11 protein-coding genes and 1 pseudogene are annotated in these 12,831 nt (G+C 55.1%); 8 read left to right on the top strand and 4 right to left on the bottom strand.

Features of this window, described 5'->3' with window-relative positions:
• Positions 1-206 precede the first annotated feature (206 nt).
• Entirely contained in the window at positions 207-1,775 is a 1,569-nt protein-coding gene (locus ACR0IP_RS07220) for a trypsin-like peptidase domain-containing protein (protein WP_480524677.1), read from the top strand.
• Here ACR0IP_RS07220 and ACR0IP_RS07215 read toward each other — a convergent pair whose 3' ends face one another.
• Together ACR0IP_RS07215 and ACR0IP_RS07210 are read right to left on the bottom strand one after the other, a co-directional pair.
• On the bottom strand, positions 1,776-3,392 hold the full coding sequence (locus tag ACR0IP_RS07215; protein WP_480524675.1) for an MFS transporter: 1,617 nt from the start codon (positions 3,390-3,392) through the stop codon (positions 1,776-1,778).
• A gap of 43 nt (positions 3,393-3,435) precedes the next feature.
• Entirely contained in the window at positions 3,436-4,680 is a 1,245-nt protein-coding gene (locus ACR0IP_RS07210; RefSeq protein ID WP_480524673.1) for an APC family permease, read from the bottom strand.
• Between the two features lie 416 nt (positions 4,681-5,096).
• Here ACR0IP_RS07210 and ACR0IP_RS07205 point away from each other — a divergent pair, with 416 nt between their 5' ends.
• Positions 5,097-6,701 (top strand): Na/Pi cotransporter family protein, encoded by a 1,605-nt coding sequence (locus tag ACR0IP_RS07205; RefSeq protein WP_480524671.1) that lies wholly within the window; start codon positions 5,097-5,099, stop codon positions 6,699-6,701.
• 160 nt (positions 6,702-6,861) lie between these two features.
• Positions 6,862-7,269 (top strand): c-type cytochrome, encoded by a 408-nt coding sequence (locus ACR0IP_RS07200; RefSeq protein ID WP_480524669.1) that lies wholly within the window; start codon positions 6,862-6,864, stop codon positions 7,267-7,269.
• 15 nt (positions 7,270-7,284) lie between these two features.
• Here ACR0IP_RS07200 and ACR0IP_RS07195 read toward each other — a convergent pair whose 3' ends face one another.
• The gene (locus ACR0IP_RS07195) at positions 7,285-8,442 is read right to left on the bottom strand and encodes a cation:proton antiporter (protein WP_480524667.1); all 1,158 of its coding nucleotides are present in this window, start codon (positions 8,440-8,442) and stop codon (positions 7,285-7,287) included.
• Between the two features lie 272 nt (positions 8,443-8,714).
• Between ACR0IP_RS07195 and ACR0IP_RS07190 the strand changes: the two genes are divergently transcribed.
• The 3 genes and pseudogenes from ACR0IP_RS07190 to ACR0IP_RS07180 all read left to right on the top strand — a co-directional run.
• Positions 8,715-9,092, top strand: a complete 378-nt coding sequence (locus tag ACR0IP_RS07190) for a phasin family protein (RefSeq protein WP_480524665.1) — start codon at positions 8,715-8,717, stop codon at positions 9,090-9,092.
• Between the two features lie 57 nt (positions 9,093-9,149).
• Complete coding sequence (locus ACR0IP_RS07185; protein ID WP_170551754.1) at positions 9,150-9,557, top strand: universal stress protein; 408 nt, start codon at positions 9,150-9,152, stop codon at positions 9,555-9,557.
• A 162-nt stretch (positions 9,558-9,719) separates the two neighbouring features.
• Positions 9,720-10,211, top strand: a pseudogene (locus ACR0IP_RS07180) (DDE-type integrase/transposase/recombinase); the annotation flags it as partial.
• A gap of 121 nt (positions 10,212-10,332) precedes the next feature.
• Here the strand turns inward: ACR0IP_RS07180 and maiA are convergent.
• Positions 10,333-10,881: a maleylacetoacetate isomerase gene (maiA, locus tag ACR0IP_RS07175; protein WP_480524663.1), complete on the bottom strand. Its 549-nt coding sequence runs from the start codon at positions 10,879-10,881 to the stop codon at positions 10,333-10,335.
• 270 nt (positions 10,882-11,151) lie between these two features.
• On the opposite strand from maiA, the gene ACR0IP_RS07170 reads away from it, so the two are divergent.
• Positions 11,152-11,883 carry a sulfotransferase-like domain-containing protein gene (locus tag ACR0IP_RS07170; RefSeq protein WP_480524661.1) on the top strand — a complete coding sequence of 244 codons (732 nt, stop codon included), beginning with the start codon at positions 11,152-11,154 and terminating at the stop codon, positions 11,881-11,883.
• Complete coding sequence (locus ACR0IP_RS07165; RefSeq protein WP_170376192.1) at positions 11,880-12,806, top strand: aminotransferase class IV; 927 nt, start codon at positions 11,880-11,882, stop codon at positions 12,804-12,806. Before ACR0IP_RS07170 ends, ACR0IP_RS07165 begins: the two co-directional genes overlap by 4 nt.
• Positions 12,807-12,831: the final 25 nt, after the last annotated feature.

Below are 12,831 nucleotides of genomic sequence, written 5' to 3'. Positions count from 1 at the left end.
AGGTAGAGGGTCGATCATGGATCGGCCTTCTTAGAGTTGCGGCCTGAAAAGTGTCTTTGGTTGAATCCGGGCGGACATCTTAAGTGTTTGTAAAAACGTGTTTCTTGCACATTCGTACCAGACCATGGGTTTGGCGTTGAAGCGTGGTAGAATGCCCTCACGCGTTTGGGTAGGGGGCCACAATGCGAAAACCAGAAGAGAGTGGCATGACACCCTCAGGACATGCTGGTGAAGGTGAGGTGCGGGCCTTTCTGGAGAGCCTGACCGGACCTTCGCGCGGAAACGTGAACTGGCTGGTCGATAGTGCCCTGACCGTTTCTGTTGACGATGGCAGGGTGTTAAGCATTCGACCCAAATACGACCTGCCTCCACATGATAACGATATTGCCACACTGCAGTGGGCTGACGACGGTTACACGATAACCGCGTCCGTTGGGCGCAATGTGTGGGTAAACGGGGAAAAAGCCTCGTTAGCGTCTCTTAGGCATGGCGACATGATCGAGTTCGGTGAAAAGGGTCCTATGTCTCGATACAGGCTGTGCGATCACTCATTTCCCGCGCACCATACAGTCGAGGATATCCTCAGTGATGCATATGCTTACACCCGAATGAGCCGCCGACCTTTCGCTAAAAAGATGTCTGGTGCCCTACGCGATAGCGGGCGGCGGCTTGCCTCTCAAACCACGATATTGTTCAGGATCACGGTTCTTGCGACGCTTCTTGTGGTCGCGGGGTTTGGGTACCTGCTTTACCAAAACGACCGGCGCTTGGAGGATAGTATCGAACAGGAGTCCCGCAAGATCGAAGCGATCGCGGTTATGCTCGCCCAGACGCGAGAAGACGCACTTACCCCTGATGACCTGGCTTCGTTGCGTGACGCTTTTGAGAACCAGGTCTTATCGACCGAGGAGCGTCTTGGAACGTTGGAGCAGCGGGCGGGAGCACCCACGCGCGTGATCGCTGCGTCAATTCGATCCGTCGCTTTCCTCCAGGGGGCTTATGGGCTGCGCCACGTGGAAAGCGGCAAAATTTTGCGGCATGTGTTGGGACCGAACGGAGAAAACCTGAAAACTCCGTTTGGCCAGCCTTGGATCGAACCGGACGGGACCGGCGAACCCGCAGAATTTCAATTCACCGGAACGGGCTTTTTGATTGCTGGGGTACCGTTGATGGCCACTAATCGCCATGTCGCTTTGCCTTGGACTTCAGGGAACCGAGAGCAAGCGCTGATGGACGCGGGTCTTGAGCCAGAGATGTTGAGGCTGCTGGCCTACTTGCCTGATCAAACGGAACCAATAGAGGCGCGTCTGGTCCGATTCAGCGACGCGGCAGACTTGGCGATTTTGGCAGTTGAGCCAAGCCGCGTTCAGGACCTCGGAATTCCTTTGGCGGATGCCACGTCGCGCGTAGGTGAAGAGCTGTATCTGTTGGGATATCCAACGGGTTTGAAAGCTTTGATCGCGCAGGCCGGTCCGGGCTTTCTAGAGGAACTGGAAGCAGAAGGAACGTTGAACTTCTGGTCGATCGCGTCCCGGCTTTCTACACAAAGCAAGATACACCCGCTAGCAAGCCGGGGGATTGTTGCGCGGACAAGTGGGAGCGCCATCGTTTATGACGCCGAGACCACGACCGGTGGGAGCGGGGGGCCAGCATTGAATCGGCGGGGTGAGGTCGTTGCCATCAATGCTGCGATCCTGCCCGAGTTTGGTGGCTCAAACATCGGCGTCCCGGTCTCACATCTCAGAGCTCTGCTGGGAGAGGTGGAAAGTCAGTGATCATTCGCTCGTTCGGAAGCGCGAGTTTTGAACGAAAAACACTGTGATCAGTGGAACGATCACCGAGATCACGGCCACGGAGATCAGCAAGTATCCAAGTTGACTGTAGTCAGCGATTGACGTGACCTCACCGGTTTCCGGGTTTGTGACAGCGCGTGTGACGACGAATGTTTGGTTGAGGTATTTGGTGCTGAGGCTGCTGGCCGACAATGCCATATTTGTGAATGATGCCATCACCGCAAAGAAAGTCGCTTTCAACTGAACAGGGGCATTGCGTGCAATCCAAGCCAACATCGGGACCATGGCGATCTGTCCAAGCGGCGACTCAACGGCTGTGTCAAGAATGGCTATGAATCTTGCGTCGACAACTCCGCCGGTACGCGCCGCCGTCCATTCGTGCACGCCGTAGTAGAGGGCAAGGTTGGGTAGGGCGAGTACGCCCGCCGCAATCGTCAGCAACACCACCACATGCGCAATGGAGCGATTGGCCATAAATGGTCGAAGGACGATTAACCCGAGCAGGGCCAGCATCGAAGTCAACAAAGCCAGGATTGCCAGGAACTGTTCATCGAACCCCAGTTCATCGATTTCAAACCATGTCAGGCCTGGTCCTGGCAGAGGAACGGCGCGGAATACAAAAATGATTGTCGCTGTCCCGATAAGGGCTTTGGCTTGGGCCGGTTCCAGCTCTTTCAGCAGACGCGACATGAGGTAAAGGATCACCGTCAGGGAAACCGCAAAAACGGTCTCTTGCGCAAATTCGAAATCCGCGGTTCCCAGCACGATGCTAAGTAAAACGAATGCAAGACCGCCGAGCAATATGGACCATTTGACTTCGGTGACTTCATCCGGTGTGTGAGGGGGGTGGCCGCGCTTGACAAGCTGACGCTGGATAAAGCTGTGAAGAACCACTCCACTGACGGACAACACCGGGATGGCCAGAGCTATCAGGTATACTTGGCCATAAAGCGCAAGGCGTTCAGATTTTTGCAGTTCTTCGGTTCCAGAGAATATCCAGATGTTTACAGCCGCAACCGCCGCGAACCCGGAAATGATCGAAACTCTGCCCAAGGTTTGCATCGTCGTGTGCTGAGCACGGGTTTCTTCTGGCGTAAACGGTAGGCCGCGCTGGTCAACCTTTGGGACCGCCTCAACAGTCATGGCGTCAGCGACAACATCCTGAATGGCATAGCCGGAAGGCGCCAAGAGGAGGGCAACAACATACCAGTCTTCCAACGGCATGAACTTGGACATCTGTGCAGGCGCGGTCACGAGACCGTACATTGTGAGCAAAGACAATGTGATCAAGGATGCGCCGAACAAGATCAGCAAGGACTTCCAACGCCAAAACAAGTCCACGACATGGCCAAGTGGCATTTTGAGGATCCAAGGGAGACCGGCCCAAAATGCAAGTCCTGCAACGAAAGAGGCGGATAAATCGAGATAATCTTTTAGAAAAAAAGCGCCTACGACCGAGGTCAGGCCGGACACGCCAGCCGCGAAATAGACCATCAGTGGCGGCAAATAAGACCATTGCAGCTGCTGAGCCAGATCCACAAACGTTCTATGCCACCAGGCCGAAAGCTTTGATCCTATGGAAGTTTGGTCAGTCGTCATATGCCGTGGCAGCTCGTTGAGGCCTTTGGGTCGTTGTATCTAGTTAGAGAAATCCAGATCCGAAAAGCAATGCACTGGTGATCACCCCAAGGATTGGTACCACAAGAGGAACGCGGAAGTGTTTGGCGGCCTCGTCCGGCTTCATCTTCAGCAGGATCAGCGAGACATTGACCAGTACAAAGACACCTAGAACGATCTGAGACGTGCGCTCTGCCAGAGTCCCAATCGGTATAGTTTGGGTCAGGAGAACGATGATTGCGACGACCAACAAAGTAGCGACAACAGGTGTCTGAGTGGCTTTCGGGACAATCGCCAGAACCTTCGGCAAATGGTCACGGTCAGCTAGGCCGTAGATCACCCGTGAGGCCATGATCATCTGGATCAGTACTCCATTGACTGTCGCCACAATCGCGACTGCGGAAAAGCCTTGTTTGATCACCTCGGGTGCGTTTGAAAACACAAGCGCGAGGGGGGCTGCAGATGTCGACAGAACATCGATCGGAACAACAAGTAGAACAGTCATTGAGGTTCCTAGATACAATACGGTGGCCAGAACGAGGGTTAGTAAAATCGCTTTTGGGATGGTGCGCACGGGGTCTTTGACCTCTTCCGCGACGTTGGCCATGTCCTCGAAGCCAACAAATGCGAAGAAGGCGAGAAGTGATGCCGCGAAAATTCCTCTCCACGCGTCGAGTTCAAGCGGCGGAAGCATCGAACTGATCCCGTATCCCTGCGGATCCTGAACCGACATGCCCCAGCCCATCACAAAGAGAAGGCCTGCGATCTCGATGATCGTAATGACAGCCGCAACAAAGACCGACTCAGTGATCCCCCAGAGCGCGATTAGACCCATGATCAAAACGACGCTGACGGTCAAAACAGGGATCGCAAAACCGGTTAAAGCGTGCAGGTATGACGCTGCGCCAATTGCAACTGCAGAGGCAGAGATAATCCCCGAAGCTGCGACCGCGAGCCCGACGAATACCGCCATCCATCTTTTCTGAAATCCCGCCTCAACATAGGCTGCTTCACCTGCGCTGACGGGAAACCGTGTTGCGAGTTCAGCATACGAAAGCGCGGTGAGTGATACGACGAGGGCGGCTACAACAAACGAAAACGCTGCAAACGGTCCGGCAATGTCTGCTGTTGCACCGACTAAAACATAAATGCCCGCTCCGACCGTTACCCCGAGGCCATAGAGCGTGAGCAACGGGGTAGTAAGGGCTCGTCTGAGTTTCTGTTCGTTTGGATCAACAGAGTTCATAAGCGATTTCCACCAACTGCTCATTCAGAACGTCGTCAGTGGCGTCCTTCCCAGTTTTGTCCGCGATTGGCGGAGCGGCGCGATCCGATGGTCAAAGCTGCACCGAATGCCTTGTGTCTCAACGTTTGCGCGCATAGGGCGCCAATAAACTAACTGGGGGCTCGCCACCACTTCTGCCGAGCCCCCAGTGGGTGGAACTTCCACTCCTTCAGAATTCCGTTCACCTTTGTGTTTGCTTGGGGACAGACCGGTGAACGTAGAACAAGCTGAAACATTCGTATTTCACTATGTGATTCCTATTGGTGCTTTGATCTATGTCAATCAACTAGCGGTCGCCGGTCTGCGAGGCTGAATCCCAACCAACTGTCGTTTGCCGTCGAACTTAACGGCAAAGCAAACATGTCAGGCGGTTTGAGATTTAGGGTGGAAGGCAATTCATAATGCTCTGGAACCTGTTACCAGCCCTGGGCGGCATCGGCCTGTTCCTTATCGGCATGCTGTTGATGACGGACGGTTTGAAGGCGTTGGCAGGGGCGCGATTGCGAGATATTTTGGGCCGGTTCACGTCGACACCGTTTACCGGGGCGGTAACAGGCGCGGTTACGACAGCTGCGATCCAGTCGTCGAGCGCGACGACCGTCGCGGCCGTCGGATTTGTCGCGTCTGGCCTACTCACCTTTCCCCAAGCGCTTGGGATCATCTTTGGGGCCAATATCGGAACGACCATGACAGGTTGGCTCGTCGCGCTCTTGGGGTTCAAGCTGGACCTTGGGCAAGTGATGTTGCCCGTTGTTTTTGTTGGGGCTTTGCTGGCGCTTTCGGGAAAAAAAGCGGTTGCCGGCTTTGGGCTGGCGTTGGCCGGGTTCAGCTTGATTTTCATTGGAATCGAACAACTCAAGTCCGGGCTTGACGCCTTTCGCGGCGTAGTTACCCCTGCCGATTTTCCGCCAGATACACTACTGGGCAGGCTGAAGCTTGTATTGATCGGTGTCGTTTTCACGATGGTGACGCAGTCTTCGAGTGCTGGTGTAGCAACAGCGTTGGCTGCGTTAAGCGCGGGTGCCGTGAACTTCCCTCAAGCAGCGGCTCTCGTCATTGGAATGGATGTGGGGACAACTTTCACCGCTGTTCTGGCCACCTTGGGTGGGGGCACGATGGCGCGTCGAACCGGTTTTGCGCATGTGATCTACAATGTGATGACAGGAGTAATGGCATTTTTTCTGCTGGGGCCGTTTACTTCGGTCTTTGTAAGTGGGACGGGGGCCGGAAACTCACTGACTGCGCTTGTCGCGTTCCATAGTTTCTTCAACGCCATAGGCGTAGCGCTGATCTTGCCGTTCGCGAAACCCTTCGCCAGATTTATCGAGGCGCTCGTACCCGACAGGGGTGCTGACTTAACGCGATCTCTGGATCCGCTGGTTCTTGGGGTGCCGGAAATAGCGGTGGATGCAGCAAAAGCTTCAGTCGAACAAATTGTAAGGGCCGAAGTGGGGCACCTTCGGTCATGTATGGGGGCATCTCTGCCAAGCGGACCCGGCTATGGGCGGGACAACATTGAGACAGCTGTTTCTGAGGCGCGCTCGTACCTAGACAAGATTGAACTGCCCAGCAGGTCCGAGGCAGAGATATCCAGCATCAAGGGTATGTACCATGTCCTCGACCATCTTGACCGGCTGCTTTACCGGTGTAGCCAAGATGATCGGATAAGTGAGCTACCAAAAGACCGGCGTTTGAAGCGGCTTGCTTCGGTGTTGATTTCAGCAACTGACGGCTATTTAGAGATCGACGATCCGGTGCAGTGTGAAAACACGCTGAACCGCCTTCGCCGTTTTCTGCGGCGACAGAGGAAACTTCGCAGAGACTTGCTCATCTCCGACGCTGCAACTGACAATCTGCCGGACGACGTGGTTTGGGCTCGGCTGGATGCCCTCAGATGGTTACATCGCGTGTCTTATCACCTCTGGCGCATTCGTTGGCATTTGAACGCATTGGAAGGAGCGCCGTCTGGGCGCAGGGGTGGTGAGGTCAATGACGAACTGGCGTAGTTGGAGGCTAGCCTGGATTAGATACGGCACTAGCTCAAACGTTCTTCGGCTGAAACGGCAATCTTCGTGCTTAAGCGTGCAACATGAGCAAGGTCAAAGAAGTTTCTTAAGGATGCGGTTTAATAAGATCTGTATCCGGGGCAGCAAATTGGAGGAGCATATGCAGATTGTTCGCGGGATTTTACTGGCACTGTTCGTCACGGGACCTGCTTTAGCGCAGGACATCAGCGTCGATGAGGGACGGGATTTGTACCGGACGTATTGCTGGCAATGTCACGGTTTCGAAGCGACTGGAGACGGGCCGATGGCCGAAATGATGGCTATTCGAACACCCGATCTCACCAAGTTGGCGGGCGCAAACGACGAAGTATTTCCGATAGATCGCATAGCTGAGCAGATTGATGGTCGTTCACAATTGCTCGCCCATGGGGGCGAGATGCCGATCTTTGGCGCGGTGTTTGAGACAGACCAACAAATCGCGGTGGCTTTGCCCAATGGGCAACGAATGATGGTAGGCTTGCCCTTGGCGAATTTGCTCGCCTTTTTGGAATCGATTCAGGCTGAATAGTCACTGGCCAATCTGCTAGTTCGTATCAGCCGTGCGTCTGATTGACATGAGAGTCAGTGGCGGCCCCAACACTTCGAAGGCCACAGTGCTAGCAAGAGTAAAGGCCATGATGGACGATGCCCAGTTCGGAAATTGCTCTCCGGCGACGAGGGCCATTCCTACCGCGACACCAGCCTGTGGCAACAAAGCGGGGCCGTACCAGCGGGCCTGATGGCGGGGCAGGCCGCCCAGTCTCGCTCCGCAATAACCCCCGACAACGCGGGCCACGGCGCGCAAGATCAGGAAGAGTGCACCAGCCCAACCCATCAAGCCGAAGGCTTCGATATCCAACGTGGCGCCAGCCAACAGGAAGAACAGAATCATGAATGGCCACTGAATGTGCTCGATCTCATGAAAGGCACGGTCGTGATGGCGGGCAAGATTCCCTATGACGGCCCCCGCGACCATGCCTGCTACCAAAAATGAAACCTCCAGCCAAAGCGCAAGGCCCGCCGTAAGAAAAACTATGCCCACTGCTTCTGCCTGCATTGGCTCTCCCGGTTTCAAGCGGCCGGTCAGGTAAGCGGATGGCACGCCTAGTGCAGTACCCAACAAAATAGCCCCTCCGAAATCCCACATCGCTGTGGTCGTAACGGTGGTCCAACCGTCCGAATGACCGGCCAGAACCAGGGCGATGCTGAAAACGATCAGACCCCAAGCGTCATCAATTGCGACGACGCCCTTTAGTGTCTCAGTGAAGCTGTTAGACACTCCAGATTGCTTGATCACGTCTGTCATGGCGGCCGGAGCTGTAGCCGTGGCAATTGCCGCCAGCACCAATGCCAGCCCGAAGGGTACGCCGATTGCGGTCAATCCAGCAGACACGATAACAAGAGTTGCAATCACGATTGAAATCGAAATCGTCAGAATGGCTCGGCCGTGCCGAACCAGGTTCTCGCGGGTCAAAGATCCTCCAAGAAGGAACGCGACCATCGTCAAGGCCACAATGGAAATCTCGTCGAACCACATCGCAACGTCGAGTGGGATCAACCCTATTCCGGCGTTCCCGGCGATCAGACCGAGGAACAGTAGAGTTGTCACACGAGGAAGATGCGTGGCCCGACCTACTTGGTCGGCCGCCAATCCGGCTAGAAAGAGGACGCCAAGAGTAATCAGAAAGCCGGCAATGTGCATAGAAATCCGAGCGTTAAGTTCTTGTCTAAACTACTCTAACCCCAACCCTGCCTTCTAGGAACCGATGTCGGAGAGAATGCGAGTGTCTTGTCGCAGCTTAAGCCGAAGACCCGAAAAATAAGGGATATTGATCTGTATTAAGGCGAAAGCGCGCCGCAAGTGGCACAATAACTCATTCAGGAAATGAGGAGGAACTTTCGATGCCGACAAAGAAATCCAACACAAATAGCCCGACCTCACTATTGGAAGTTTTCAGGCAAATGCAGCCACCCATGTCTGGCAATCCGGCCTTCGGAGCCCAGATCGAACAATTTTGGGACGCGCAAGAAAAATTGCTCGAGGAAACAGAGGCCTTTGCGCAGCATTGGTTCGAACGGCGTCATGAAGCGGTTCGGACGGCTTTGCAAGCTGCACGCAATGTGTCTTCGGCAAACCCGTCCGATCCATCGAAAGCCTTTCAGAGCATGGCAGAATGGCAGCGCCATTCGGCTGAGCGGTTGGTTGCTGACGCGCAGGAATGGTTCGAAACCGTGTCCCGTTGTGCATCTTATGTCGCTGAAACCGAAGCTGAAGCTGTCGAGAAAACAGTTGGCGATGTTGCAGCCGCTACAAAGAGTGCGGGGAAATCTTCAAAGTCTGAGCCTGTGTAGGTTTCCTGCTGCCGAAATACCAAACTGAAGTCATCTGAGCAGTAGATAGGAGGTCAAATGTACAAGAATATCCTGATCCCGGTTGCTCTGGACAAAGAACACGACACACAAGCATCGTTTGAGGCCGCGCGCCAATTGGCTGATGCCGACGCTGTTTTCACCGTTGTGCACGTCCAAGAACCTATTCCGGCATATGTAGGGTCTCAGATTCCAAGCGAAGTGCTGGCACATACGCGGCATGAGATATTGGAAAACCTGCATCAGACTGCCTCTGAAATTTCAGACGCGAAGGTACAGCTCATCTCTGGGCACGCGGGTAGGGCTATTGTCGACTTCGCAAATCAGAACGACGTTGATTGCATCGTCTTAGCGTCACACAAGCCAGGATTCGAGGACATATTTCTAGGCTCCACTGCGAACAGAGTCGTGCATCATGCCAAGTGTTCGGTTCACGTAATTCGGTGATCCAAAGCTAGCGATACGAGATTCTTTTGTAGTGGCCCCTTACTTGCTGAACCAAAATAAAGGTCTTGTAGGAGGAACTAGTCTAGGGTCGGGCAAGGGGCTTTCGTAGCTCCTGCTCACTAAAGGCGAGCTCCCTTCAAGTGTTTTAGAACCAGCCCAAAAATCATTCTCTTTGCGGTGATTCTATGTGTTTGGTTTCCTCTGTTGCTTCGGAATGTGGGAGACCTGATGCATGAGCGTGGCATCGAAGTCAGCCACAAGACCGTGCGGTAGTGGTGGAACTGGTTTAGCCCGATTTTCGCATCGGAAATTCGGATAAAACGGATCCAGCAGTTGCGGGCATACCCAAAATTGAAATGGCATGTCGACGAAGTGTTTGTTTAGATCAATGGAAAGCGGCTAGACCTGCGGAGCGTCGTTGATCACGAAAGAGAGGTGTTCGAAACTGTCGTTACCAATCGCCGAACCAGGCGGAAAGCATAGAAATTAATAGAGAAATTTTGGAAACGCTACGGTGTTGCGAAGAATGTGGCCACGGATCGTTTCGTATCATTTCGGACAGTTCTCAGGGAACTTGGTGCCAAGGGAAAACAACAAACGAGCAGGTGGCTCCACAACCGCGTTGAGAATTCGCACTTTCCTTTCCGACGACAATAATCCGATTGCCGTTACTTAAACTTGTCAGCTTGCGCTGGGTTGGGTTTCCAGGCGCGCCTGATCAAAAGCGGTAAGGGACAGCGCGTGTTTTCGATCTCGAGCAATCGCGGAAAGCGTGTCATGTCCACCCCCCCCCCCCCCCCCAGCGATGCGCGTTATAGAGCTGGGGGACAAGGCAGATATCGGCGAGGGTTGGGGTGTCTGCGAAACTGAAGTAGGTGTTTTGCGGCAACAGCGCCCGGTAGGCGGCAAATCCTTCGGTCATCCAACGGTCGAACCAAGCGGTCTGCCCGGCGGAGTCCATTCCAATTTGAGATTTGAGGTAGGTCATAACCCTCAGGTTATTCACCGGGTGGATGTCCATCGCGATGGTGTACGCAGCGGCTTGGACTCGTGCGCGCAACAGGGGTTGGGCGGGCAGCAGCTGAGGTTCTGGGGCGATGGCCTCCAGATAGTCGATGATCGCAAGCGACTGGGTCAGGGCCGTGCCGTCTTCGAGAATCAGAGTTGGAACACCCTTGCCGGGGTTGAGCGCGGTATATGGGACCGAGCCTTGCTCTCCGGCGACCAGATCGACCGGGCAGTAATCGTAGCTGAGGCCCTTGAGATTCAAGGCGATGCGAACTCGGAACGAAGTCGTTGAGCGCCAGTAGGAATAGAGTTTCATGATATTGTCCCGTCGTTGCTGCAGCATTGTTACATTTGTAACGAAATTCAACCTGAAAAACCGTGACGTGAACCTGGCGTTTGCTTGAGGCCGGGTTCAGTGTCCGTCTGAATACTCGATGTTGACAAAATCAGGGTGTTGCTGTGACAAGCAGAGGGGGCATGTGTGAACTTGAAGTTGTGCCCTTATGTAACCGTAGCGCATACTAAAACTTCGGGCTGCGGCCCGCCCGCGATACCATCCGTCAAGCCGATTGAGGGGTCTTGAGTAATGAACATAGCCTGCTGGTCTGGCCCCAGAAATCTGTCCACTGCGATGATGTATGCCTTTGGCGCGCGCGCCGATTGCGCCGTCTGGGATGAGCCGTTCTACGCGGCCTATCTGGCTGAGACCGGGCTGCATCATCCGATGGGAGATCGGATCATCGCCGAGGGCGAAACGGACCCCCTTCAGGTCGGGCGGGGTTGTGCAGCTCAGCCGCCCGAAGGTAAGGCGCATATCTACCAGAAACACATGACCCAGCATATGGTTTGGGGCTTGGATCAGCCCTGGATGGATGGGCTGAAACATATCTTTCTGATCCGCCACCCCGCGCGTGTGCTGGCCAGCTATGCCGCAAAACGCGAAAACCCGACGCTAGAGGATATTGGTTTTGTGCAACAGGCCGAGATCTACAATCTGATCCGCGCGCGAACCGGAGCAGGCGTGGTCGTCGACAGCTATGATATCCGTCAGGCGCCCGAACAGATGTTGCGGAAACTATGTGCGGCAATTGATCTGCCCTTTGACCCGGCCATGTTGTCGTGGCCTGTGGGCGGCCATCCGTCGGACGGTGTGTGGGCCAGCCACTGGTACGGGGCCGTGCATGCCTCAACCGGTTTTGCGGGCGCTGAGGGGGAGTTACCGACCTTGCCGCCTGCGCTGCAATCCGTCTGCGATGCGGCGATGCCATATTATGAGCGGCTCAAAGCGGATGCACTTGTTCTGGAAGGTGATGCATGACAACTGAACTCTCAACCCACGACGCGGAATACGATGCCCGCAACGAGGACCTGAAAATCTGGGTTGATGGCGCGTTGGTTCACAAGGATGAGGCCAAGGTTTCGGTCTATGATTCCGGCTTCATGCTGGGCGACGGCATGTGGGAGGGGCTGAGGCTCTATGATAGATGCTGGGCCTTTTTTGACGAACACATGGACCGGCTGTTTGACAGCTGCAAGGCCGTGTCTCTGGACATCGGCAAAACGCGTGAGGATATTCGCGAGATTCTGGACGCCACCGCTGCCGCCAATGGTGCGACAACCGATGCTCACGCGCGACTGATGATCACGCGCGGTCGCAAGGCCAAGCCGTTTCAGCATCCCAAGCTCTCGCGCTGGGGGCCGACGATTGTGGCCATCGTCGAACACTCCAAACCCGCCGAAGCGCTGACCGCGCGGGGGATACGTTTGGCGACCGTGCCACAGGTACGGGGGTTGCCGACCAGCCAGGACGCGAAGTTCAACAGCCACTCCAAACTGAACTGTGTCATCGCCTGTTTGCAGGCGGAACAGGCAGGCGCGGATGAGGGGCTGATGCTGGACCCTCATGGGTTTGTGAACACCACCAACGCCTGCAATTTCTTTGTCGTGCGCAAGGGCGAGGTTTGGACCTCGACCGGGGACTACTGCATGAACGGGGTGACGCGGCAGAAGGTGATCGACCTGTGCCGCGCCAATGACATACCGGTTTTAGAAAAGAACTACTCACTCTACGAGGCCTACGGTGCGGATGAGGCGTTTCTGACCGGCACCTTCGGCGCGCAAACCCCAGTGGCCGAGATCGACGGCAAACAGATCGGAGAGGGCAAGGCTGGTCCGATGACATTGCAGATTCGCGCGCTCTACAAGGAACTGGTCGCCCGGAACGTGGCCGCGCAAACGTGATCCTTGGCCAACCAGCGGGGTCGTG

This window comes from Ruegeria sp. AL11, assembly GCF_056540865.1.
This window is presented reverse-complemented; position numbering and strand designations above follow the sequence as displayed.